22 protein-coding genes are annotated in these 22,785 nt (G+C 61.5%); 11 read left to right on the top strand and 11 right to left on the bottom strand.

Annotation, left to right across the window (positions count from 1 at the left end):
* The first annotated feature begins 190 nt into the window (after positions 1 to 190).
* The gene (locus JP75_RS12680) at positions 191 to 586 is read left to right on the top strand and encodes a DUF2237 family protein (RefSeq protein ID WP_210165357.1); all 396 of its coding nucleotides are present in this window, start codon (positions 191 to 193) and stop codon (positions 584 to 586) included.
* Positions 587 to 641: 55 nt separating this feature from the next.
* On the opposite strand, the gene JP75_RS12675 is transcribed toward JP75_RS12680, so the two are convergent.
* The 5 genes from JP75_RS12675 to araD1 all read right to left on the bottom strand — a co-directional run bounded on the left by JP75_RS12675 (position 642) and on the right by araD1 (position 4,285).
* Positions 642 to 1,286: a glutathione S-transferase family protein gene (locus tag JP75_RS12675; protein WP_035083406.1), complete on the bottom strand. Its 645-nt coding sequence runs from the start codon at positions 1,284 to 1,286 to the stop codon at positions 642 to 644.
* 2 nt (positions 1,287 to 1,288) lie between these two features.
* Positions 1,289 to 1,777, bottom strand: a complete 489-nt coding sequence (locus JP75_RS12670; RefSeq protein ID WP_035083404.1) for an SRPBCC domain-containing protein — start codon at positions 1,775 to 1,777, stop codon at positions 1,289 to 1,291.
* Positions 1,778 to 1,788: 11 nt separating this feature from the next.
* Positions 1,789 to 2,142, bottom strand: coding sequence for an ArsR/SmtB family transcription factor (locus JP75_RS12665; RefSeq protein WP_035083402.1), 354 nt, complete (start codon positions 2,140 to 2,142; stop codon positions 1,789 to 1,791).
* Between the two features lie 56 nt (positions 2,143 to 2,198).
* On the bottom strand, positions 2,199 to 3,218 hold the full coding sequence (locus JP75_RS12660; RefSeq protein WP_051960663.1) for an aldo/keto reductase: 1,020 nt from the start codon (positions 3,216 to 3,218) through the stop codon (positions 2,199 to 2,201).
* Positions 3,219 to 3,292: 74 nt separating this feature from the next.
* On the bottom strand, positions 3,293 to 4,285 hold the full coding sequence (gene araD1, locus JP75_RS12655; protein ID WP_035083401.1) for an AraD1 family protein: 993 nt from the start codon (positions 4,283 to 4,285) through the stop codon (positions 3,293 to 3,295).
* A gap of 278 nt (positions 4,286 to 4,563) precedes the next feature.
* Here araD1 and recA point away from each other — a divergent pair, with 278 nt between their 5' ends.
* The 3 genes from recA to alaS all read left to right on the top strand — a co-directional run bounded on the left by recA (position 4,564) and on the right by alaS (position 9,023).
* Positions 4,564 to 5,640: a recombinase RecA gene (recA, locus tag JP75_RS12650; protein WP_035083399.1), complete on the top strand. Its 1,077-nt coding sequence runs from the start codon at positions 4,564 to 4,566 to the stop codon at positions 5,638 to 5,640.
* Between the two features lie 139 nt (positions 5,641 to 5,779).
* Positions 5,780 to 6,124 (top strand): endonuclease domain-containing protein, encoded by a 345-nt coding sequence (locus JP75_RS25890; protein WP_160194687.1) that lies wholly within the window; start codon positions 5,780 to 5,782, stop codon positions 6,122 to 6,124.
* Positions 6,125 to 6,383: 259 nt separating this feature from the next.
* Positions 6,384 to 9,023 carry an alanine--tRNA ligase gene (alaS, locus tag JP75_RS12645; protein ID WP_035083398.1) on the top strand — a complete coding sequence of 880 codons (2,640 nt, stop codon included), beginning with the start codon at positions 6,384 to 6,386 and terminating at the stop codon, positions 9,021 to 9,023.
* Positions 9,024 to 9,134: 111 nt separating this feature from the next.
* Here the strand turns inward: alaS and JP75_RS12640 are convergent, their stop codons facing one another.
* Together JP75_RS12640 and JP75_RS12635 are read right to left on the bottom strand one after the other, a co-directional pair.
* Positions 9,135 to 10,019: a DMT family transporter gene (locus JP75_RS12640; RefSeq protein WP_035083492.1), complete on the bottom strand. Its 885-nt coding sequence runs from the start codon at positions 10,017 to 10,019 to the stop codon at positions 9,135 to 9,137.
* 91 nt (positions 10,020 to 10,110) lie between these two features.
* The gene (locus JP75_RS12635) at positions 10,111 to 11,097 is read right to left on the bottom strand and encodes a glycerophosphodiester phosphodiesterase family protein (protein WP_035083396.1); all 987 of its coding nucleotides are present in this window, start codon (positions 11,095 to 11,097) and stop codon (positions 10,111 to 10,113) included.
* Between the two features lie 170 nt (positions 11,098 to 11,267).
* Between JP75_RS12635 and JP75_RS12630 the strand changes: the two genes are divergently transcribed.
* On the top strand, positions 11,268 to 12,953 hold the full coding sequence (locus JP75_RS12630; RefSeq protein ID WP_051960661.1) for a vWA domain-containing protein: 1,686 nt from the start codon (positions 11,268 to 11,270) through the stop codon (positions 12,951 to 12,953).
* Positions 12,954 to 13,023: 70 nt separating this feature from the next.
* Here the strand turns inward: JP75_RS12630 and JP75_RS12625 are convergent, their stop codons facing one another.
* The 3 genes from JP75_RS12625 to JP75_RS25300 form a co-directional block, all read right to left on the bottom strand.
* Positions 13,024 to 14,235: an NADP-dependent isocitrate dehydrogenase gene (locus JP75_RS12625; protein ID WP_035083395.1), complete on the bottom strand. Its 1,212-nt coding sequence runs from the start codon at positions 14,233 to 14,235 to the stop codon at positions 13,024 to 13,026.
* Between the two features lie 119 nt (positions 14,236 to 14,354).
* Complete coding sequence (locus JP75_RS12620) at positions 14,355 to 14,690, bottom strand: TfoX/Sxy family protein (RefSeq protein ID WP_244446308.1); 336 nt, start codon at positions 14,688 to 14,690, stop codon at positions 14,355 to 14,357.
* Positions 14,687 to 15,130, bottom strand: coding sequence for a GFA family protein (locus JP75_RS25300; RefSeq protein ID WP_051960660.1), 444 nt, complete (start codon positions 15,128 to 15,130; stop codon positions 14,687 to 14,689). Before JP75_RS25300 ends, JP75_RS12620 begins: the two co-directional genes overlap by 4 nt.
* A gap of 90 nt (positions 15,131 to 15,220) precedes the next feature.
* Here JP75_RS25300 and JP75_RS12610 point away from each other — a divergent pair, with 90 nt between their 5' ends.
* The 6 genes from JP75_RS12610 (at position 15,221) to rpsD (ending at position 21,137) form a co-directional block, all read left to right on the top strand.
* Positions 15,221 to 15,784: a GNAT family N-acetyltransferase gene (locus tag JP75_RS12610; RefSeq protein ID WP_035083392.1), complete on the top strand. Its 564-nt coding sequence runs from the start codon at positions 15,221 to 15,223 to the stop codon at positions 15,782 to 15,784.
* A 187-nt stretch (positions 15,785 to 15,971) separates the two neighbouring features.
* Positions 15,972 to 16,568 (top strand): GNAT family N-acetyltransferase, encoded by a 597-nt coding sequence (locus JP75_RS12605; protein WP_051960659.1) that lies wholly within the window; start codon positions 15,972 to 15,974, stop codon positions 16,566 to 16,568.
* A 224-nt stretch (positions 16,569 to 16,792) separates the two neighbouring features.
* Entirely contained in the window at positions 16,793 to 18,205 is a 1,413-nt protein-coding gene (locus JP75_RS12600) for a GGDEF domain-containing protein (protein ID WP_160194686.1), read from the top strand.
* Positions 18,206 to 18,224: 19 nt separating this feature from the next.
* Positions 18,225 to 19,037, top strand: coding sequence for an RNA methyltransferase (locus tag JP75_RS12595; RefSeq protein ID WP_035083387.1), 813 nt, complete (start codon positions 18,225 to 18,227; stop codon positions 19,035 to 19,037).
* Between the two features lie 68 nt (positions 19,038 to 19,105).
* Positions 19,106 to 20,344, top strand: a complete 1,239-nt coding sequence (locus tag JP75_RS12590; RefSeq protein WP_035083384.1) for an MFS transporter — start codon at positions 19,106 to 19,108, stop codon at positions 20,342 to 20,344.
* 175 nt (positions 20,345 to 20,519) lie between these two features.
* Positions 20,520 to 21,137: a 30S ribosomal protein S4 gene (gene rpsD, locus JP75_RS12585; RefSeq protein ID WP_035083382.1), complete on the top strand. Its 618-nt coding sequence runs from the start codon at positions 20,520 to 20,522 to the stop codon at positions 21,135 to 21,137.
* 186 nt (positions 21,138 to 21,323) lie between these two features.
* Here rpsD and JP75_RS12580 read toward each other — a convergent pair whose 3' ends face one another.
* Positions 21,324 to 22,730 (bottom strand): SbmA/BacA-like family transporter, encoded by a 1,407-nt coding sequence (locus JP75_RS12580; protein WP_035083379.1) that lies wholly within the window; start codon positions 22,728 to 22,730, stop codon positions 21,324 to 21,326.
* Between the last annotated feature and the right edge of the window lie 55 nt (positions 22,731 to 22,785).

The raw sequence follows: 22,785 nt of genomic DNA, 5'->3' as shown, positions 1-22,785 counted from the left end.
CGGCTCGTGCACAGACTAAATCACAAAGCATCCACACAAGCCCGGTGGTGACGACAACGAATGGGCCTCGCAATTCCGGCAGCCGTTACGTCCTCTTGTAGTCCGAGGCTTCGCAAAGTGCCTCACCTCTAAGGCACCTGTGCTATGGTACTGGCCGATTGCGGATATTTGTGACGTCCAGGAGCCCCACGTGACCACTCAGCCCAGTTTGGAAGGCTCTGACGAATACAACGTCCTCGGCGAGCTGCTGCAGCCCTGTTCCGAAGACCCGCTGACCGGCTTCTTCCGCTCGGGCTATTGCGCCGCCGGCCCCGAAAACGCCGCCGTCCACATCATCTGCATCGAGGCCACGGCCGAGTTTCTGGAATTTTCCAAATCGGTCGGCAACGACCTCTCGACCCCGCGCCCCGAATTCGCCTTTCCCGGCCTCGTCCCCGGCAATCGCTGGTGTCTCGTTGCCGTCCGCTGGCTGCAAGCCCACGAAGCCGGCAAGGCTCCGCGCGTCTATCTCCACGCCACGAACCGCAAGGTTTTGGATCTGGTTCCACTTGGAATTCTAAAGGGTTATGCGCTGGATTTGAACTAACTGTTCAGCACGCTGGCCTGTCCCGGTAATCCATTCCGGGAGCCGCGGACTGCCCTTAGTCCACCACCCGCAATTCCTCATACGACACCATCACATGCTCGCGGAATGCCCCCCGCTGTGTGAGGGCCTGATAGTAGCGCTCGATATTGGGCCATGCCGGCCGTACAATCTCGATATCGAAATAGCGATAGAGCACGTGCCCGAACTGGATATCGGCCGGGGTGAACGCCGCCCCAGCCAGAAAGGCATGCCGCCCCAACTGCGCCTCGGCAATCGCCAAGACCCCATTGAGCTTCGCCAGCGCCGCCTCGATCGCCGAGGGATCGCGCTTTGATGGCGCGGTGCGCACCACCCGCCAGAATACCGGTCCGGTGAACGACAGTGTCACATTGATCTTGGCCCATTCCGCCCACTGATCAACCGGCACCCGCAGCGCCGGATCACTGGGCCAAAACTCCGGCGTCCCATAGCGCGCCGCGAGATAGCGCAGGATCGCGCCAGTCTCCCAGATCGGCTCCCCAATCCCGTCCTGCAACACCGGCACTGTGCCATTCGGGTTCATCGCCAGAAATTCCGGCGTGTCATTCCCACCATAGCGATGCCCGACATCGTGCCGCTCGTATTCCAGCCCAAGCTCGCCAATGCACCACATCAGCGCCTGCACATTGGACGACGTCTTCCGCCCCCAAACCGTCAGCATGTCTATGCCTGCTCCGCCGCCAGCAGCCGATCGAGACTTTTGAAGCTGAATTCCATGCCCTCGGCCATGCCCGTCGACACGACGAAATCGCGATGCGCCATCGACTCATAGGTAAAACTGTTGACCACTAGCGTGCCCTTGTCCTGCAGCCGGAATTCCAGCTCCGAGCGATAGGGCGGGCCCATCTCGCCGGCCTCGAACCGCTCCTGCGCATCGATGTAGCGAATGGCGTCAATGGTCTTGATCGCGCCGTCGACCGCCAGAAAACCATTGTCCGGCCCATGCCATTCAAAGCGATAGCCGCCGCCTTCGCGCGCATCATAGGTGCAGACCGGCATGGTCCAGCCGTCGGGCCCGGTCAGCCAGCGCCGGATCAGGCTCGGCTGCGTATAGCAGGCATAGACCAGGTGCGGCGGCGCCACGAAAGCGCGCTCGATCACCAATTGCGTATCGCTGGGGGACGAAACCGAAAGCGGATCACCAAACTGCATGGAAAACCTCCCTAGTTTTTCCCGGCGAGCTTTTCGAGCTGCTGCAATTCCTCCAGCAGATCGTCGAGCCGCTCGAACTGTGCCTGCCAATATTTCCGGTATTCGATCAGCCAGCCGGTCACCTCGGCCAGCGGCTGCGCCTCAAGATGCACCGGACGTTTCTGCGCATCGCGCCCCCGCGACACCAGCCCCGCCTTCTCCAACACCTTCAAATGCTTGGAAATCGCCGGCTGGCTCATGGCAAATGGCTCGGCCAGATCCATGACCGTCACATCGCCCTCCCGCGCCAGCCGCGCCAAGATAGCGCGGCGCGTAGGGTCCGAAAGGGCATGAAAGGTCGCATCCAGCCGCGCAGTATCGGCCATCCCAAGCTCCAGTACAAAACTATTCAGTTATATATACTGGAGGTATTGGTCTTGCGTCAAGCCGTGCCGCCGGGAATGGGCGTACCTTCGGCCAGCAGTCCCTTGGCCGCCAGCGTCGTCCAGAGCTCATCCGGAATTTTGGCGTCCCACCAAGCCAGAATTCCGTCCAACTCCTCAGGCGAACGCGGCCCCGGCAGCACATTGCACACCGCCGGATGGGTCAGCGGAAACTGCAGGGCCGCCGCCGGCAGCGGCACGCCGAATTCCCGGCACACCGCCTCGATGGCCCGCACCTTGGCCACGATCTCGTCCGGCGCCTTGGCGTAGTTGAACTTGTCGCCGCCGACCAGAATGCCGGAATTGAACGGCCCGCCCACCACGACCGAAGCCTTGCGCTCGATGCAGGTGGTCATGAACGGGGTCAATGAGGTCTGCTCCAAGAGCGTATAGCGCCCGGCGAGCAGGAACACGTCCCAGTCGCCCAGCGCAAAGGCGTCCATCAGCACCTGCCACTCATTGACGCCGAGCCCGATGGCCTTCACCACGCCGCCATCCCGCAGCTCGCGCAGCGCCCTGTAGCCGCCACCGGCCAATTGCGCCCAAAGCGGCTTGTTGCCCTCGACGCCATGCGTACCGGCGCCGATATCGTGCACATAGAGAATGTCGATCTTTTCGAGCCCCAGCCGCTGCCGGCTATCCTCGAACGAGCGCATCACGCCGTCATAGCTGTAGTCATATTGCTGGTCGAAGGGCAGGGGATCGATCCAGTTGCCCTTATCCTGCCTCGCCGGATCGACCGGCCGCAGCAGCCGCCCCACCTTGGAAGAGAGTATGGGTCGCACCGGCGCCTCGCGCAGCGCATCGCCCACCAGATGTTCAGAGCGCCCAAGCCCATATTGCGGTGCCGTATCGACATAATTGATGCCGACATCGAGCGCATGCCGCACCGTCGCGCGGGCCTGTTCGGCCGGTACGCCCGTAAAAATCCCGGCCAGCGACGCGCATCCCAATCCCAGCGTCGTGACCTCAAGTTCGGTCTCACCAATGCGACGCTTTTCGAAAGTGTGGGTAGTCATGCGCGGGCTCCTCAATTCGCGGCAAACTAACTGACATGTTAGTTGCCGCGAGTAAAGGCACCCGCGCCGAGACCTTAGTAGAGGCTGCTTACAATGACCGGTTTTTCGGCCTCGATGTGGATCGGATTGCGCAGCGGCAAGCCGAATTGGCCCTCTTCGATTTCAAAGGCGTCGCCTTCCCTCGTCGAAATACCGTCGGCAAAGCTCAGCGTCGCCGTGCCGAAGCAGTGCACATGCACGTCGCCCGGCTGGCAGAACAGGTCATACTTAAAATGGTGATATTCGAGGTTGGCGATGGTGTGGCTCATATTGTCCTCACCCGAGAGGAACGGCTTTTCCCAAAGCACCTTGCCGTCACGAAGAATGCGCGACTTGCCTTCAATGTGGTTGGGCAGATCGCCGACGCGCAGTTCCGGCCCGAACGAGCAGGCGCGCAGCTTTGAATGCGCCAGGTACAAATAATTGATCCGCTCGGTCACGTGATCGGAAAATTCATTGGCCAGCGCAAAGCCGAGGCGGCGCGGCTGTCCATTGGCGTCGATCAGGTAAATGCCAGCAATTTCAGGCTCTTCGCCAGCGTCGAGCGCGAAAGACGGGGAGGGGATCGCCTGGCCCGGATTGGCAACGATGTGGCCATTGCCCTTGTAGAACCACTCCGGCTGCACGCCTTTTTCGCCGTTCTTGGGCTTGCCGTTCTCAAGGCCCATGCGGAACATTTTCATGCTGTCGGTCAATTCGCCCGCCGGCTTTTCGCCATTGGCCTTGTGCATGGCGTCGCGCGTCGCGGCTGAACCAAGATGGGTCAGGCCCGTGCCCGTCACATGCAGATGCGTCGGATCGGGATGGTCGATTGGCGACAGCAAGCGGCCTTCGGCCAGCAGCGCCGCCTTGTCGACAGCGCCACCGAGGCCACGCGCCGTCACAGCGGCCGCAAGACCACCACCGGAAAGCGCTGCCTGTGCCAGCTCATAAACGCTTGTAGCGCCCTGCACCTGGCGGGTTTCCCCGTTCTGCGTCACGGCCACGGCGCGCGCGCCATTAGCGTCGAAATACTGGATGAGGTGCATGACTTTCCTTGCCTCCTGGGAGCCTTCTCAGCGGCTTGGCGGCATAAAACGCAACCGGCCTTACCCTGTCCAGTCAAAAATCATACTTTTGAGAGTCGCCGTCCCTCGACGCTTCAGAATCAGCATAAGAAGATGAGGCCGCCAAATGGAATGTTCTCTTTTTGTCCCTTGACAGTGCAAAAACAAAATGAGAACAAAATAAGCACAATGAATGGACATTGATCTCTCGATCCCCTGCGTTGCGTGGTCCTCGAGAGCGTGAAATAAGGAGAGAAATAATGGCTAGCTCGCCGCTTCGCGTTGTTGAGGGTGGATCGATGGATAAAGACAAGGCTCTTGCTGCGGCGCTGAGCCAGATCGAACGGAATTTCGGCAAGGGCTCGATCATGCGCCTTGGCGAAAACGCTGCGATCGAAGTGGAATCGATCTCGACCGGCTCGCTCGGTCTCGATATCGCCCTCGGCATTGGCGGCCTGCCCAAGGGCCGTATCGTCGAAATTTTTGGGCCTGAAAGCTCGGGCAAGACGACGCTGGCCCTGCATGTCATCGCCGAAGCCCAGCGCAAGGGCGGCATCTGCGCCTTTGTCGACGCCGAACACGCTCTTGATCCGGTCTATGCCCGCAAGCTCGGCGTCAATGTCGACGACCTTCTTATCTCCCAGCCCGACGCTGGCGAACAGGCGCTCGAAATCACCGACACCCTGGTTCGCTCGGGCGCCATCGACGTTCTCGTCGTCGACTCGGTTGCGGCCCTCACCCCGCGCGCCGAACTCGAAGGCGAAATGGGCGACGCTCTCCCCGGTCTCCAGGCTCGCCTGATGAGCCAGGCCATGCGCAAGCTGACCTCCTCGATTTCCAAGTCGAAGTGCCTCGTAATCTTCATCAACCAGATCCGCATGAAGATCGGCGTGATGTACGGTTCGCCTGAGACCACCACGGGCGGCAACGCGCTGAAGTTCTACGCCTCCGTCCGTCTCGACATCCGCCGCATCGGCGCGCTTAAGGATCGCGAAGAGATCGTGGGCAACCAGACGCGCGTAAAAGTGGTCAAGAACAAGCTTGCCCCGCCGTTCCGCCAGGTCGAATTCGACATCATGTATGGCGAAGGCATTTCCAAGACCGGCGAATTGCTCGATCTCGGCGTAAAGTCCGGCATCGTCGACAAATCCGGCGCCTGGTTCTCCTGGGATAGCCAGCGCCTCGGCCAGGGCCGCGAGAACGCCCGCCAGTTCCTCAAGGACAACCCCGAGATCGCCAATACGATCGAACAGGGGGTTCGCGAGAGCTCCGGCCTTCTCGGCGAAGTCCTCCTCGTTGCCGGTGGCGACGATGACGGCGCCGGCAGCGACGAATAAGCCTCTCCCGATCCCATGCAGTCTTCGACCCCCGCCAAAAGCGGGGGTCTTTTTCTAAGAATTGGTCGTCCGCTGAGGGTTGGTCTAGCGCCTCCCTCCCCCTTGTGGGGAGGGAATGAGGGTGGGGGTATCGGTATCGGTGAGCATCGAACGCTCGCGTCAGCTTCGGAAGTCTATGCCGGGACCAGAAGCAAAACTCTGGCTAGCCCTCCGCGAGTTGCGTGTGCAGGGCCATCACTTTCGTCGCCAAGCCCAAATCGGGCCGTACTACATAGACTTCCTTTGCCACGGCTCAAAATTGGTCATCGAAGTTGACGGCGACACGCATTTTGTGGGCGTTGCTCAGGCGTATGATGAGCGTCGCGATCGGCGAATTGCTGCGGACGGTTTTCGTGTGATCCGCTTCACCAATCATGAGGTCGTGACGAATCTGGATGGAGTACTCGAAGCCATTTCATTGGGGCTTACCGGCCCCCACCCTTGATCCCTCCCCACAAGGGGGAGGGAGACGCTAGAACTCCCGGGTTCAGCGGACGGGGAGGCTGCAGTGTAAACGAGAGCTAACGCCATCGCCTCCCTCCCCCTTGTGGGGAGGGAACGAGGGTGGGGGTATCGCCAACCACCGCCCCCACTTTCTCCCATCTCAATATCGCCGCAAAGCTGGACATTTCCGCGTTTTGCACGATAGAAAGCCACGTTTCTATCGGACGCGCGCCGTGTCCGTTCCGCATGAAAGCTAGTTGATGACCAGCGTAAACGATCTCCGTTCGAGCTTTGTCGATTACTTTGCCCGCAATGGCCACGAAGCCGTCGCGTCGAGCCCGCTCGTTCCGCGCAATGATCCGACGCTGATGTTCACCAATGCCGGCATGGTGCAGTTCAAGAACGTCTTTACCGGCGTTGAAAAGCGCCCTTATTCGACGGCGACCACGGCGCAGAAATGCGTGCGCGCCGGCGGCAAGCATAACGACCTCGACAATGTCGGCTTCACCGCGCGCCACCACACCTTCTTTGAAATGCTGGGCAATTTCTCGTTCGGCGACTATTTCAAGCCGCAAGCTATCGAGCTCGCCTGGAACCTCCTCACCAAGGATTGGGGCCTGCCGCGCGAAAAGCTGATGGTCACGGTCTATCAGGACGATGACGAGGCGCTCGAACTCTGGAAGAAGATCGCGGGCCTCTCCGAAGACCGCATCGTGCGGCTCGGCGCCAAGTCGAACTTCTGGCAGATGGGCGATACCGGTCCCTGCGGGCCGTGCTCCGAAATCTTCTATGACCATGGCGACAAGGTTTGGGGCGGCCCTCCGGGTTCGCCGGATGAAGATGGCGATCGCTGGATCGAAATCTGGAACCTCGTCTTCATGCAGTTCGAACAGCATGCCGATGGTTCGCGCACCGGCCTGCCGCGTCCGTCTATCGATACCGGCATGGGTCTCGAACGCGTCGCTGCCGTCATGCAGGGCGTCCACGACAATTATGACATCGACCTCTTCAAGGCGCTGATCTCGGCGGCCGCGAACGCGACAAATGCCGACATTAATGGCCCGGGCAATCGCAGCCTGCGCGTCATTGCCGATCACCTGCGCTCCATGAGCTTCCTCATTGCCGAAGGCGTGCTGCCGTCTAACGAAGGCCGCGGCTATGTGCTCCGCCGCATCATGCGCCGCGCCATGCGCCACGCGACCCTGCTCGGTGCCAGCGAGCCGACGATCTACAAGCTCGTTCCGACCCTCGTCCGCGAAATGGGCCAGGCCTATCCGGAACTGAGCCGTGGCGAAGCCATGATCGCCGAAACCGTCCGTCTCGAAGAAGGTCGCTTCCTCAAGACGCTTGGCCGTGGTCTCCAGATTCTCGAAGCCGAAACCGCCGGCCTCGGCGAAGGCGACGTGCTCAATGGCGCCGCTGCCTTCAAGCTCTATGACACCTACGGCTTCCCGCTCGATCTGACGCAGGACGCCCTGCGCAATCGCAACATCACCGTCGATCAGGCCGGCTTCGATGCCGCCATGGCGCAGCAGAAGGCCGAAGCCCGCAAGAACTGGGCTGGCTCGGGTGAAGCCGCTACCGATACGGTCTGGTACGGCCTTGCCGACAAGCTCGGCCCGACCGAATTTTTGGGCTACGAAACCGAGACCGCCGAAGGCGAGATCAAGGCTCTTCTTGTCGATGGCGCCGAAGTCGCCGCGATTGCGGCCGGCCAGGAAGGCGTCGTCGTCGTCAACCAGACCCCGTTCTATGGCGAAAGCGGCGGCCAGGTCGGTGATTCCGGTGTTATCAAGGGCGAAGGCTTTGCTGCTGAAGTCCTCGATACCGGCAAGCATCACGGTGTCTTCAGCCACAAGGTGAAGGTCACCGAAGGCACGCTTAAGGTTGGTCAGGCCGTCGAGCTCGTCGTCGACCACGAACGTCGTTCGTCGATCCGCTCGAACCACTCGGCTACCCACCTGCTGCACGAAGCCCTGCGCCTCGTGCTCGGCGACCACGTCGCCCAGAAGGGCTCCATGGTCTCCTCCGATCGCCTGCGCTTCGACTTTGTGCACACCAAGCCGATGACGCCGCAGGAAATCGCCGAAGTCGAAGACATCGCCAACGAGATCATCCTGCAGAACACCTCCGTCGAAACCCGCCTGATGGGTGTCGAGGAAGCCAAGGAATCGGGCGCCCGCGCGCTGTTCGGCGAAAAGTACGGCGACGAAGTCCGCGTCGTTTCCATGGGCCTGCCGACCGGCAATGGTCTCGGTTGGTCCGTCGAACTCTGCGGCGGCACTCATGTGCGCCGCACCGGCGATATCGGCCTCGTCTCCATCGTCACCGAAACGGCTTCCGCTGCCGGCGTCCGCCGCATCGAAGCTCTGACCGGCAAGGCCGCGCGTCACCGCGGCAATACCAACGTCAACATCGTTTCCTCCGCTGCAGGCCTCCTGCGCTCCGGCACCCATGAAGTGCTCGATCGCATCGAAGCGCTGCAGAATCAGCTCAAGAGCGCCGAAAAGGCTCTCAGCGATGCCCGCCAGAAGCTGGCCCTGGGTGGTAGTGGCGAAGGCGGCAACGCCACCGAAACCGTCAATGGTGTTACTTTCGTCGGCCGCGTCGTCGAAGGCGTCGCCGCCAAGGACATCAAGACCGTCGTCGATGCCGAAAAGAAGCGCATCGGTTCGGGCGTCGTCGTCATCGTTCTGAAGGGCGAAGACGGCAAGGGCACCGTGGCCATCGGCGTCACCGACGATCTCACCGGCAAATATGCCGCCGGCACGCTGATCAAGTCGGCAACCGCTGCGCTCGGCGGTCAGGGCGGCGGCGGCCGTCCCGATATGGCCCAGGGTGGCGGACCGGATGCGAGCAAGGCAGACGATGCCGTTGCGGCGATCCGCGCGCTGATCTAGTCGGCCAAAAATCCATGTTCGGATAGTGCAAGCCGCGGCCCCGCCGCGGCTTTCGCTTTTTGGGCTTGGCGTTACGCTCGATGCTAACAGTCTGCTAGCACGGACGCGCCGCTATTCGCCGATACGGAAGAAGAAGACACGCGGCTTCCAGCGGATCGGTCGCTTCTCGCTGAGGACATTCATTAGCCCAGCGCCCACCACGATCAGCATGCCGACAATGGCCACCCAATCGGGATATTCGCCGAAGAACAGGGCGCCGAACAGGATCGCCCAGATCAACTGGCTATATTGCACCGGCGCGATGAGATTGGCCGGCGTCTGTCGGCTCGCTTGTATAAGCAGCAGGCCGCCGACACCGCCCAGAAGTCCGATGCTGAGCAGCACGACCAATTGTTCCAGCGAGGGAATGACGAAGGTCGGGATCATCAGTATCGCATTGAAAATGCCCGAATAAAGCACCTGCAAGCCGACGAGGCTCACCCTGCGCTCCTTCTGCGCCACATGGCGCAAAACGGTCGTCGTTACCGCGCCGAGGCAGGCCGCGACCATCATCACATAATGCCCCAGCTCCAACTCGCGCAGGCCGGGCCGGATCACCAGCACCACGCCCAAAAAGCTGATGAACAGCAGTACCCAGCGATGCACGGCCACGAATTCGCGCAGCAGCAATACTGACAGCAGCGTCACGAATAAAGGTGTTGTAAAACCAATGGCATAGACGTCGGCAAAGGGAATGTGGGTGAAGGCGAACATCACGCAGGCCGTGCCGGTGATCGCCGTCGCGCAACGCAGATGCACCAGATAGGGATGATGCAGCTTGTAGATATCGCGCCAGCGCTCGCCGCGCTTGGTCAACATCGCCGGAATGATCGAAAAGCTGGTGGTGAAGAAGGCGATCTCGAAGACCGACATGGCCGGACCAGTCGCCTTGATGAGAGCATCGGCTACGGAAAAGCTGGCATAGGCCAAAAAGGCCAGAATGACGCCGACGGGCATCGCAGTACCACGAAAGTCAGAAAGGAAGGATTCGGGCGGGAATGGCGCTAACATACAAGCCATTTCCCCCGCCGTCATGACAAAAGCAGCGCTAATCGGCCCAGATGCCGCGCCCCAGCGCCGGGCCGATCACTTCGATGCGGTTGGTCCAGACATAGCCGGAGAAATCCCCGGGTACCTGTTCCAGTGTTACGATGTCATCGATGCCGGCCGTGCCGGGATCGCCGGCGCCATAAGGCCCGAGCAGAATGACGTCGCTGCCGGCATCCCTAAGCCGGGCGAGAAGGAGATTTGGCCAGCCCCAGAGGAAGGGCGCGACGTTGATGGGAATCATCACCTGCGTGTTCCTGCACGCCTCCGGCATCACGCCGACCCAGCCGAGGAGTTCGTATTGTACCAGGCAATCGACGAGGCCGCGTCGCGACCAGACATGGAGGCCGTCGATCAGCGCGGCGGCGCGATAGGTAGGCTCGTCGCCGCCATAGGCGCCCCAGACGGCACCGCGCCATTCGGGATTGTTCGTAAGTAAATCTGCGAGCATGCCGCCTTCGCGCGCCTCGCGGCTTTTGAAGTTGATGAGGAATTCCTTGCCGGGAAGTGCGGTAAAAACCTCTTTTAGTTCAGGCATTTGGCCTATTGCCTTGCCGCGAAATGGATAAGTCGCGCCACCATCCGCAGTGTAGCCATAGCCGATGTCGAGCGCCTTGAGTTCGGCCATGCTATGGCCGCGGGTTTCGCCTGATCCTTCGGTGCGGCAATCGACCGTCCAGTCGTGCAGCACAGCGAACTGGCCATCGGTCGTGGGGTGCACGTCGAGTTCGACTATATCGGCTCCGGCGATGAAGGCCGCTTCCATGGAAGCTATTGTATTCTCAAGGTAATCGTGGCGCGGCGGGTCGATGCGCTCGGCGGTGCAGGTGTCATTTTCCAAACCCGCGCGCTCAAAAGTCTGGTGCACGCCGCGATGAGCAATGAGCCGCAGGCCGTCCCCCTCCGGCATCGGCACGCGCCAACTGGCGTTGAACACATAGATCCCGGCGATCAGCACCACCGGCAGCAGCAGCCACCTTCTCTTCACGAATCCGTCTCCCCCAAGATGCGGGATGCACGACACGGGCAAACTCTGGCAGGATTGCGTCCGAAGCTGCCGACTGCGGCCATGAACGTCGCGTTCATTCCCGCTTCAGGCGCGAGGAGGCTAGCTGGGTTCGCGCGGCCCGAGGGCTGCAGTGTTGGAGGGCTATCACTATGCAGTTCTGGAAGAAATTTGCCTTGGGCGCCGTGGCGGCCGTCGGCCTCGCCATCCCGGCCGTGGCGGCGGAGCGCGCCGTCATCGTGCTCGACGGGTCGGGCTCGATGTGGGCGCAGATCGACGGCAAGGCGCGCATCACCATTGCGCGCGAAACCCTGTCCTCGGTTCTGGCCGATTTGCCGGAGGATCTCGAACTCGGTTTCATGACCTATGGTCATCGCGAGAAAGGCAATTGCGGCGATATCGAAATGCTGGTCGAGCCGGCGGCCGGCACTGGTCCTGCCATTGCCGCTGCCGCCGACGGCATCAATCCCAAGGGCATGACGCCGATTTCCGACGCGGTGCGCCTTGCGGCCGAAGACCTGCGGTTTACCGAGGAAAAGGCGACGGTGATCCTGATCACCGACGGCCTTGAAACCTGCGAGGTCGATCCGTGCAAACTGGCAACCGAACTCGAAGCGCAGGGGATCGACTTCACCACCCATGTCCTCGGCTTTGGCCTTTCAGATGAAGAGGGCCAACAGGTCGCTTGCCTCGCTGAAAATACCGGCGGCCAGTATCTTTCGGCTGCCGATGGCGCGGGCCTTGTCGATGCGCTGACAAAGACTGTGGCACAGGTGGTGCAGGCCGAACCCGAGCCGGCCCCGGCACCAGAGCCTGAACCCGAGCCGGTCGCGGCCTATAATCTCAAGCCGACGGTTTCCTTCGCCGAGGGCGGCCCGGATCTCGTCGATGAGACCTATGATATCGTCTGGAGCTGGTACAAACCCAATGCCGAAGGCGGCGAGGGCGAATATGTCGGCACCGACTATTACGCGCGTTTCGAAGGCACTCTGGAGCCCGGCAAATACATCCTCAAGGTCGAGATCGGTTCGGCCTCGGCCTCCCAGCCGATCACCATCCAGGATGGCAAGATTGCCAAGCCGCACTTCGTGCTCAATGCCGCGATCCTGAAACTGCATCCGATGTCGAGCGAGGGCGCCGAGGTCTCCGAGGATGCGTCCACCGAGGTCAACCTCAATGGCGAATACCTTGCCTATGACTATGGCGACGTGAATCTCGTCGTGCCCGCCGGGGCGCTCGAAGCCATTGTAACCATTGGCGAAGCCTCGGTCAGCCGCACCTATAACCCCAAGGCCGGCGAGACGATCGACGAAGACGTCATCCTGGGCACCGGCGTCGTCTTCTTCACCAGCGAATATGCGCCCGGCTCCAAGGTCGAGGACGACATTTTCATGGAGATTTTCGAGGCGAAGGTCGCGCTCGATGGCAGCCGCAAGTCTGTCGCCTATGGCTATAATGGCGAGCAGGATTACGAACTGCCGGCCGGCGATTATGTGATGGACTACAAGCTCGATGGCACGAGCGGGCAGGTCCCGTTCAGCGTCGCAACGGCCGAACGCACCGACGTCCCGGTGCTGCTCAATGCCGGTGTCCTCGCGATCACCACGCCTACAGATGACTATGTGGAAATCTTCAGCGCCAGCAAGGACATCGCGGGCAATCGCAAGTCTTTCGACTATGGCTATGGCCCCAATGTGCAGACGACGTTGGCGGCAGGCGACTATGTCGTCTTCAGCAAGAAGAACGATGTCGAAAGCGAAACGCCGGTGACGATCAAGGCGGGCGAACGCTTCGAACTAACCATCGAGCCGGCAGCGCCCGGCGGCAAGACCAAGTAAGCTATTCGCACGACAAACAAAAAGGCCGGGTCGCAAGACCCGGCCTTCATCATGCGAGAAACGATATGGCTTACGCCATGGCCTTCTGCAGGTTCTGGTCGATGGCATCGAGGAAGCCCAGGGTCGACAGCCACGGCTGATCCGGACCGACGAGCAGGGAAAGATCCTTGGTCATCTTGCCTTCTTCGATGGTGTCGACGGTGACCTTTTCGAGGGTCGCGGCGAACTTGGCGAGTTCCGCATTGTCGTCGAGCTTGGCGCGGTGTGCGAGGCCACGGGTCCAGGCGAAGATCGAGGCGGTCGAGTTCGTCGAGGTTTCCTTGCCCTGCTGGTGCTGGCGGTAGTGACGGGTCACGGTGCCGTGGGCAGCTTCGGCTTCGACGATCTTGCCATCGGGGGTAGCCAGAACCGAGGTCATGAGGCCGAGCGAGCCAAAACCCTGGGCCACGATGTCGGACTGCACGTCGCCGTCATAGTTCTTGCAGGCCCAGACATAGCCGCCGGACCACTTGAGGGCCGAGGCGACCATGTCGTCGATCAGGCGGTGTTCGTACCAGATCTTCTTGGCTTCGAACTGCTCCTTGAATTCCTTCTCGTAGATCTCCTGGAAGATATCCTTGAAGCGGCCGTCATAGGCCTTGAGAATGGTGTTCTTGGTCGAGAGGTACACCGGCACGCCGCGGGCGAGGCCGTAGTTGAAGCTCGAATAGGCGAAGTCGCGGATCGAGTCGTCGAGGTTGTACATGGCCATGGCAACGCCGGCGCCCGGGGCCTGGAACACTTCGTGCTCGATGACGGTGCCGTCTTCGCCGGCAAACTTGATGGTCAGCTTGCCCTTGCCGGGGAAGGTGAAGTCGGTGGCGCGATACTGGTCACCAAAAGCGTGACGACCGACGATGATCGGCTGGGTCCAGCCGGGAACGAGGCGCGGCACGTTCTTGCAGATGATGGGTTCGCGGAAGATCACGCCGCCGAGGATGTTGCGGATGGTGCCGTTGGGCGACTTCCACATCTTCTTGAGGCCGAATTCTTCGACGCGCTGCTCATCGGGGGTGATGGTGGCGCACTTGATGCCGACGCCGTATTCGCGAATGGCATTGGCCGAATCCACGGTCACTTGGTCATTGGTGGCATCGCGGTTCTGGATCGACAGGTCGTAATACTTGATGTCGAGATCGAGGTAGGGATGGATCAGCTTGTCCTTGATCGCCTGCCAGATGATGCGGGTCATTTCATCGCCGTCGAGGTCCACCACCGGATTGGCGACTTTGATCTTGCTCATCGGATAACTCCCTAAAATTCCTTCGTCTGGCCCCTCGGCCGGTTTCGGCTGCCCCTATAGCATCGCCAGAGAAAAGCGCAAAGACGGGTCGGGCAAGGGGGCATGCCCGCTCGGTGCCTCTATTTTTGCGGCAGAGTCTGGACGAACCGCAGGCAGCGCTGCAGCCATTCGCTGAGGTCATCGTCGTCCTCGAGCGCATCGCCCGCTACCACGACGAAGCCGCCCATGCTGCGCCCGCCCATATCCATGATACCGGCGCCGGGCAGGGCGAGTGCCTCTTCCATGCCCTCCTTGCCGACGCGGGCCAGCATGCTGCCATCCTTAAGGGGCGCCACCAGCATATTGCCCTGATACATGAAGGCGATACCGCCGAACATTTTCTTCTCAAGGCAATGCACGCGGGCCGGCAGCACGGCCCGGATGCGTTCCGCCAGATCGTCCGTCGCCATGCTCATGCCTGGCCGTCCTGTCGATAGGTCTCGTGCCAGGGCAGGTGGTCGGCCACCAGGTCCCAGTGCTGATAGCTGCGCGAAAAGATCAGTTGATTGGGCTTGAACCAGGCATTGTCGCCGGCAAAAACGCCGACAGGCACGATGCGCAGGGCCGGCGCCCGCGAGCTTTGGGCAAGGACCGTCGTGCCGCATTCGGGGCAGAAATGGCGCGTGAAGGTCGCGCCCGACTCGGCCGGTCGGGAAAAGGCCTTGGTCGCGCCGACGATCCGCAGCGATTCCGCATGAAACAGGACAACCGAGGAGTGACCGGCGCCCGTAGCGCGCTGGCAGTTCTCGCAGGAGCAGTGGAACATCGATACCACGCGACCATGCACATGGAGCACGATGGCCCCACAGTCACAGCGGCCGCTCTGATCGAGTTCGTTCTTGGCTTGGCTGGTCATTTGCGGAGGCTCGCATGGGACCTGCGGCGCCGCAAGTCTTGCCAGAAGGCGCGCGGTCGAAGAAACTCCCGCGCCAAAACGGGGAGCCGCATGGGATTTTTTCCCGATCTGCCGATCACTACGGAACGCCTGACGCTTCGCCCGTTTACCCGCGGCGATGTCGATGCCGTACTGGATTATCGCGGGCGCGAGGACGTAGCGCTCTATCTCTTCGATGCGCCGCTCAGCCGCGAGGAATGTGCGCTCGCCGTGCAGCAGCGTATCCTCCAGACCAGTTGGTCCGAAGAGGGCGACAAAATCGTCCTCGCCGCCGTCTTGAGTGAGTCTGATACCCTGATCGGCGAATTGTCGCTGATCTGGCGCTCCGAAGACGCCAGGCAGGGCGAAATCGGCTGGATTTTTCATCCGGATCATCACGGACGGGGTTATGCGACGGAGGCCGCCGGCGCGCTCTTCGATCTCGGCTTTCAAGGGGCTGATCTTCATCGCATTTTTGCTCGCTGCGACGCCCGGAACGGCTCCTCATGGCGGTTGATGGAGCGGCTGGGCATGCGGCGCGAGGCACATTTTCGCGAGCATGCGCTGTTCAAGGGTGGATGGGACGAGGAATTCGTCTATGCTGTGCTTCGTCGCGAATGGCGTAACGGCGGTTGAGCCGCAGTCGATTTGTCGCGTTTTCCCTAGGTCAGTAGCGCCCGAGTCAGCCGATTGGCGGACCCGCGTAAGTCCTTGTTCCATCGCTTTTGAAGCGTAAATTTCATCAATGATGGCAGGAACTTCCGACCCGGCGTGCCGTTGTCTGCGTAGAGCGTTCAATCAGCTTTACCGAGGGGCATTGGCCATGACCGGACTCGAATTTCCATTAGCGACCGAACGTCTGCAATTGCGGCATTTTGAACGCGCTGATGTCGCGCTTGTCGGGCGCTATCACATGCTGCCTGCGGTGCAGCGCTATCTCGTGCGACCCACGCGCTATCAGGAAGATGTCGCCGCCGCCGTCGAAATCATGCGCGGCCAGGTCTGCCTGCAGCGTCCCGGCGACACGCTGACGCTTGCCATGCAGCGCAAGGGCGACAAGGCGGTACTTGGTCACGTCTCCCTGCATTGGTCCGACGCCACGGCCGGGCAGGGCGAACTGCTGTTCGCCATCGACCCTGCCTATGCCGGCAACGGCTTTCTCACCGAAGCGCTGACGGCGATGCTCGATCTCGCTTTCGGGCACTATCGCATCCACCGGGTTTTCGTGCGGTGCGACGGGCGCAATCACCACTCGGCCAAGCTGATGCAGAAGCTCGGCATGCGGCTTGAGGCGCATTATCGCGAACATGCCCTGTTCCAGGGCGAATGGGACGAGGAATTGCATTTCGCCATCCTGGATCGCGAATGGCAGGCTTCGTCCAAGGTGCACCCGCTGCCGCTGCGCGAACGGGTTGCCTGAACTCACGCGCGCGTTATGATTATCGTGTTCTGACTTTCCCGCTATAGGGAGAAATCGAATGGCTGGCCTGCATTTGTGCTGCAGGCCAGCCATTCGATTGATCTATTGGCGCTGTGGCGCATTTTCGCAGGTGCCTGGTTCGAGGGGGCCAGGGGACCGGCGGAGTGCCTCAGGTTAAGCGCGTCAATAGGCCCCTCATGCTCTCTCTACCGACTACGCCCTCCATGGGCACTCCTTCCCAAGCCACGCTCACCAGTCGTGTGTGGCTGGTCCTTCTCGTTGCCATAGTCATCTGCGCCGCTGCGCTTGCCGGCATCTATTCGCGTCCCATGGGGTTTTTGGCCACATTCTGGCCGGCCAATTCCATTCTGGCGGGGCTGCTCGTCCGCGCCCGGCAATCGAACCTGCTCTTGGTTCTGGCGGGAGCCCTCATCGGCTACGAGGCAACCGGTTTCATCGCCGGGGACCCGTTCTGGCTGGGGCTGCAAATGACCGCGGCCAATATGATCGGCGCCGTGACCTTTGCTTTCGTCTTCTGTTCGCTGGAGACCAGGGACCGCGACCTGACGCGCGTGCGGGCGGTGCTCTCGTTTATCGGCAGCGCGATCATCGCCGCAGTCGTTGCCGGCGTGGCGGGCGGGCCCGCATGGGCCAGCATGGGCGACAGCAATTATTTCGACGGCTGGCGCACCTGGTTTTCGTCGGAACTCATGAATTACCTCGTGCTGCTACCGGGCATCCTGGCTCTGCCCTGGCCTCTGCCGCGCCCGCGATTTACCAGTTGGAGCGCGCTTCTGCGCCATCCGGTGGTCCCACCGACCATTGCGCTGCTGGCGAGCGTCGGGTTCGGGATTTTGGTCGCCAATCCCGTCGCCATCGTGTTCCCGGTGGCGGCCCTGATCTGGTGCGCTCTTGTCGTGCCGTTGCCACTCACCTGCCTCCTGGTGCTCCTCTATTCCGGCGCAACGATGTTTGCGGTCAAGCTCGGGGGCTATGGGCTCGGCGCGACCGGACTGAGCGAAGAACTGATCGCGGCGGTTCACTTGGGCGTCGCCATGATCGCCCTGGGGCCGGTGCTGGTTGCCAGCGCCACGGCGGACCGCCGCCGGCAATTTGCAGAAGTCGAGCGCGCCGCAACCTATGACAGCCTGACCGACGCCCTCAATCGTGGCGCCTTTCTCGGCCGGGCCGAAACTGTGTTTGCGGGGCTGAGGGATGCGCGGCAGCCGGTTTCCGTCATTGTGTTCGACGTCGATCACTTCAAGCAGGTGAATGACGCCTTTGGGCATGCTGCCGGCGATCTCGCGCTGATTTCGCTTTCGGCTGTGGTGCGTGCGTCGATCCGCAAAGGCGATATGTTCGGTCGGCTCGGCGGCGAGGAGTTTTCTCTGTTGCTGCCCGGCGCCGCTGCGCAAGAGGCGGTGGCGGTAGCCAACAGGCTGCGCCGTCAGGTGGAGCGCCTGCGGACGGCATTGCCCAGCGGTGAAGTCCTCGAAATGACGATCAGCGTCGGTGTGGCCACGTCGCCCGCGACCCAGACGGCCATGTCCGAAATGCTTTCGTTCGCAGATCAGACCATGTATGAGGCCAAACATGCGGGCCGCAATCGGGTGGAATTTGTCGAAATGCCCGCCTGACGCAAGAAGAGACGAGCACATGGCCGGTACGGATCGATCGCTGGAACCTACTCTCGGGGCATGCCCTGCGATCATTCTGTGCGAGCCGCAGCTCGGCGAAAATATCGGCACGACGGCGCGGGCCATGGCCAATTTCGGCCTCTGGGATTTGCGCCTCGTGCGTCCGCGCGATGGCTGGCCCAACGAGAAAGCCGTTGCCGCTGCATCGCGCGCTGATCACGTCCTCGAACGCGTCCGTGTCTTCGAAACCCTCGAAGAGGCCATTGCCGATCTCAAGCTCGTCTATGCGACGACCGCCCGTTCGCGCGATATGCAGAAGGAAGTGCTTGGCCCCGAGGAAGCCTCCATCAAGATGGCCCAGCACATCGCCGCGGGGCAGGGCGCTGGCCTGCTGTTCGGGCGCGAGCGCTGGGGCCTCCTCAATGACGAAGTCGCCATGTCCGACGCCATCGTCACCCTGCCGGTCGAGCCGGCCTTTGCCTCGCTCAATATCGCGCAGGCCGTGCTCCTGATGTCCTATGAATGGCGGCGGCATGGCGGGGCGGGCACCGCCTTGCCCTTCAGCGAAGGCCTCGACGATGCTGCGCCGCGCGAGGAACTCACCGGGCTCTTCGAGCACCTCGAAGGCGTGCTGGACCAGACCGGTTTCTTCACCACGCCCGACAAGCGCCCGAGCATGGTCAACAACCTGCGCACGGCGCTGACGCGCGGCCGCTTTACCAGCCAGGAAATCCGGACGCTGCGCGGGGTCATTTCGTCGATCGATCGACGGCACCAGCGCCCGAATCCCAATCGCCAGAAGCCCGCAACGGACAAACCTGCAACAGAATAAGCCAGGCGAACCGTTCGCCGCGATTCCGCCTTTGACCTTGCGGCGGCAAAGTGTCATGCCGGGGCATCATGAGCACGCCCCAGCCCACAGAGCCGTCAAAGCTCGCCTTCACCTATGTCGGTTTCCGCTTTTTCTGGCTCACCACGCTGCTGGTGAGCTTTGCGGTGCAGATCATGTCGGTGTCCATCGCCTGGCAGATCTATGACGTCACCGGAAATGCCTTCCTCCTCGGATTGGTCGGGCTCTGCCTGTTCCTGCCGGCGCTGCTGCTGATCCTCGTGACCGGTCTCACCGCCGACCGCTTCAATCGCCGCGGCATCATGGCGATCTGCCTCGGTGTGGAACTGATCTGCGCGCTTGCTTTCCTGACCCTCGTCAATGTGGAAGCCCACGAGGTCTGGCCGATCTTCGTCGTGCTGATCTTCCTCGGCACCGCCCGCGCCTTCTGGGGGCCGGCAGCACAATCCCTGGCGCCTAATCTGGTGCCGCCCGAGGCCCTGTCCAACGCCATCACCGTCAATGCCTCGGCCTGGCAGGTTGCCTCGATCACCGGCCCGGCCGCGGGCGGCCTGCTTTACGGTATCTCGCCGACCTTCGCGTTCGGCACCGGGGCGGTCTTGCTGCTCTGCGCCGTCGTCACGGTGCTGCTGATCCCCAAGCCCATGCAGCGCGAGTCGCACCAGGCCAAGAGCCTCGAAACCATTTTCGGCGGCTTCCGCTATATCTTTTCCAACAAGGTCGTTCTCGGCGCCATCTCGCTCGACATGTTCGCCGTGCTGATGGGCGGCGCGGTGGCTCTGCTGCCCGTCTACACCAAGGACATCCTGCATGCCGGGCCGCTCGAACTCGGCCTGTTGCGCGCCGCGCCCGGTATCGGTGCCATCGTGATGGCGCTCTATCTGACGCGCTTCCCCGTGCGTGATCACGCCGGCAAAATTCTGTTCCTGTTCGTCGGTCTTTTCGGCGCCTTCACAGTCGTCTTCGGTCTCTCGACCACGGTTTGGCTCTCCATTCCGGCACTGGCGCTGGTCGGCGCGTCCGATATGGTCAGCGTCACCATTCGCGAAACCATCATGCAGCTCTGGACGCCTGAAGAGGTGCGTGGGCGCGTCAATGCGGTCAATTCGGTGTTCATCGGCGCTTCCAACGAACTGGGCGAATTCCGCGCCGGCACGGTCGCGCATCTCCTCGGGCCTGTGCCTGCAGTCGTCATCGGCGGCTTTGGTGCCATGGCCGTCGCGGTCATCTGGAGCCGCATCTTCCCGCAGTTGCGCCAGCAGCGGCATATCGACAAGCGAATGGCCTAGAAAACCGGGCCTTTGGCTTGACTTGCGGGCGCTTGGTGACTATCAAGCGCCCACCTATCCGGCCTTCGGGTCTATAGGCGCACCCGGGATCTCCTGAATTTTTAGGAATCTGTCGGCCTCTCTCGTGAGGGGCAAAGGAGGGCGCGATCCATTCTAACTTAGAAAGGGATACGCGATGTCGAAGCGTCATTCTGTAAAGTACAAGATTGACCGCCGTCTTGGCGAGAACATCTGGGGCCGTCCGAAGTCCCCTCTCAACGCACGTGCCTATGGCCCCGGCCAGCACGGTCAGCGTCGTAAGGGCAAGCTCTCGGACTACGGTCTGCAGCTGCGCGCCAAGCAGAAGCTGAAGGGCTACTATGGCTCGATCACCGAAAAGGGTTTCCGTCGTCTTTATGACGAAGCCAACCGCCGCAAGGGCGACACTGGCGAAAACCTGATCGGTCTGCTCGAAAGCCGCCTGGACGCCATCGTCTACCGTGCAAAGTTCGTTGCCACCGTCTTCGCCGCCCGTCAGTTCGTGTCCCACGGCCACGTTCTCGTCAACGGCAAGCGCGTGAACATTCCGTCCTACCAGGTCAAGGTCGGCGACAAGATCGAAGTGCGTGAACGCTCCAAGCAGCTCACCGTCGTTCTCGAAGCCGTCCAGCTCGCCGAACGCGATGTGCCGGATTACGTGGAAGTCGACCACAACAAGATGGTCGCTACCTTCGCCCGCGTGCCCGCTCTGTCGGACGTGCCGTACCCGGTCCAGATGGAACCGAACCTCGTCGTCGAATTCTACTCGCGCTAAGCGAAACGAGTTTGAAACTGAAAGGCCGCCCCTCGGGGCGGCCTTTTTTGTTTGTGGGTCTGCAACCCGATCTTCTCCACGCTCGTCATTGCCGGGCTTGTCCCGGCAATCCATCTCGGGGAGCCATGGACCACCGAGACAAGCCCGGTGGTGACGACGGAAGTGGTTGTGGGCGCGTCGATCGACCTAGATTGTTGCCGCGCCGCTCAGCTCTTCCTTGATCGGTTCCTGATCCTGCGGAATGTAGCTTTCGAACAGCTTCAGACGCATATGGATCGACTGCAGCTCGATAATCGTGGTCCAGGCGCGGGCGAAGAACTGGAACGAGCCGGCCACTTCACCAAAGGCGTTCTGCACCTGCTGGTAGACGCCCAGTGTAATCGTGCCGGCGAGAATCGAGGGCGACAGCGTCAGCAGCGGCACATAGCCGGCAACCTGGAGATAAGCGTAACGCGCCAGGTTGAAGTAGGTGTAGTGGAAGTACAGTCGGAAATAGTTCTTCTGCACATTGGCGAAGAGCTCACGGAAGCTCGGTGGGGCAGCACGGTCGCCGTGGTCCTCGCCATAAACGAGTTCCTTGCGGAGCGCGGCTTCCACTTTCTGGTTGTCAAAGTTCAGACCGGGCAGGCGGATGCCGACGATCCAGAGCAGGCCGGTGCCGAAGGCGGCGACAACGAGCGCCACCCAGACGAGACTACCGGGTACCGCGCCGATCATCGGGATTTCCGTCACCGACTGGCTGAGGTGCCAGAGGATGGGCAGGAACACGACGAGCGTCAGCAATGACCCCAAGAAGCTGGTGCCGAGATCCTCGACGATGGACGCAAAACGCATGGTGTCTTCTTGTACACGCTGCGCGGCGCCTTCGGTTTCGCGCAGGCGGGGCCAGTATTCCATGTAGTAGGAGGTCATCGCCTTGCGCCAACGGAACACATAGTGGGAGTTGAAAAAGGCGAGAATGACGAGGAAGATGATGTTGGGCAGTAGCACCGCCATCATCGTGATCACGTAGGGCCAGTATTCATCGGGGCTGACCGATCCGGGCTCATTCAGCGCCCGTTGCAGCACATTGAAGAAATTACCCTGCCAATCGTTGACGAAAGCGCTGAGCTGGACCTGGCTGTATGTCGCAAGGAACAGAACGGCGCTGCCGACGACACTCCACCAATACCATTGGTTCCGCCGATAAAAGTACCAGAAGGCACAGAAGGCCGCGGTGCAGAGGAGGATGTACCAGTATTCCCAAATACGCGCACCATTGAGGAAGTTCGTGTCTTCAACAACGCAATTGGCCGTCGCGACGGCAGCCGTCTCCGGCACGGCCGCTTGCTGCGTGACTGGGGCCGGCGCGTTAGGATCGGTCTCCTGTGGGCCACCCTCCGGCACGGGCAGAGCGTTGGCGGCCGGAGCAACCGGTGTTTCGGCAGCGGGCACCTGGTCGGGCGAACAGATCGCCGGCGACAGGAAGCGGTCGATGCTGATGACCTGACGGACGGGCTCGCCGGCGAACTGGAAGATCAGCGTCGTCAGCAGCATCCAGATGATGGCCGACGAGAAGAATATCTTGGGAATGGGGAAAAAAGAGCGGAACACCGGGAGACTCCAAGGTGCCAGGAGGATGTGTCATCTAACTGCGGCAATAGGCGTA

Source organism: Devosia riboflavina (assembly GCF_000743575.1).
Classification (GTDB): domain Bacteria; phylum Pseudomonadota; class Alphaproteobacteria; order Rhizobiales; family Devosiaceae; genus Devosia; species Devosia riboflavina.
This window is presented reverse-complemented; position numbering and strand designations above follow the sequence as displayed.

Excerpts from the sequence above, each read along its gene's own strand:
- JP75_RS12675 (WP_035083406.1), bottom strand. The coding sequence starts at position 1,286 with ATGCTGACGGTTTGGGGGCGGAAGACGTCGTCCAATGTGCAGGCGCTG.
- JP75_RS12670 (WP_035083404.1), bottom strand. The coding sequence starts at position 1,777 with ATGCAGTTTGGTGATCCGCTTTCGGTTTCGTCCCCCAGCGATACGCAA.
- JP75_RS12665 (WP_035083402.1), bottom strand. The coding sequence starts at position 2,142 with ATGGCCGATACTGCGCGGCTGGATGCGACCTTTCATGCCCTTTCGGAC.
- JP75_RS12660 (WP_051960663.1), bottom strand. The coding sequence starts at position 3,218 with ATGACTACCCACACTTTCGAAAAGCGTCGCATTGGTGAGACCGAACTT.
- araD1 (WP_035083401.1), bottom strand. The coding sequence starts at position 4,285 with ATGCACCTCATCCAGTATTTCGACGCTAATGGCGCGCGCGCCGTGGCC.
- recA (WP_035083399.1), top strand. The coding sequence starts at position 4,564 with ATGGCTAGCTCGCCGCTTCGCGTTGTTGAGGGTGGATCGATGGATAAA.
- alaS (WP_035083398.1), top strand. The coding sequence starts at position 6,384 with ATGACCAGCGTAAACGATCTCCGTTCGAGCTTTGTCGATTACTTTGCC.
- JP75_RS12640 (WP_035083492.1), bottom strand. The coding sequence starts at position 10,019 with ATGCCCGTCGGCGTCATTCTGGCCTTTTTGGCCTATGCCAGCTTTTCC.
- JP75_RS12630 (WP_051960661.1), top strand. The coding sequence starts at position 11,268 with ATGCAGTTCTGGAAGAAATTTGCCTTGGGCGCCGTGGCGGCCGTCGGC.
- JP75_RS12625 (WP_035083395.1), bottom strand. The coding sequence starts at position 14,235 with ATGAGCAAGATCAAAGTCGCCAATCCGGTGGTGGACCTCGACGGCGAT.
- JP75_RS12620 (WP_244446308.1), bottom strand. The coding sequence starts at position 14,690 with ATGAGCATGGCGACGGACGATCTGGCGGAACGCATCCGGGCCGTGCTG.
- JP75_RS25300 (WP_051960660.1), bottom strand. The coding sequence starts at position 15,130 with ATGACCAGCCAAGCCAAGAACGAACTCGATCAGAGCGGCCGCTGTGAC.
- JP75_RS12610 (WP_035083392.1), top strand. The coding sequence starts at position 15,221 with ATGGGATTTTTTCCCGATCTGCCGATCACTACGGAACGCCTGACGCTT.
- JP75_RS12605 (WP_051960659.1), top strand. The coding sequence starts at position 15,972 with ATGACCGGACTCGAATTTCCATTAGCGACCGAACGTCTGCAATTGCGG.
- JP75_RS12600 (WP_160194686.1), top strand. The coding sequence starts at position 16,793 with ATGGGCACTCCTTCCCAAGCCACGCTCACCAGTCGTGTGTGGCTGGTC.
- JP75_RS12595 (WP_035083387.1), top strand. The coding sequence starts at position 18,225 with ATGGCCGGTACGGATCGATCGCTGGAACCTACTCTCGGGGCATGCCCT.
- JP75_RS12590 (WP_035083384.1), top strand. The coding sequence starts at position 19,106 with ATGAGCACGCCCCAGCCCACAGAGCCGTCAAAGCTCGCCTTCACCTAT.
- rpsD (WP_035083382.1), top strand. The coding sequence starts at position 20,520 with ATGTCGAAGCGTCATTCTGTAAAGTACAAGATTGACCGCCGTCTTGGC.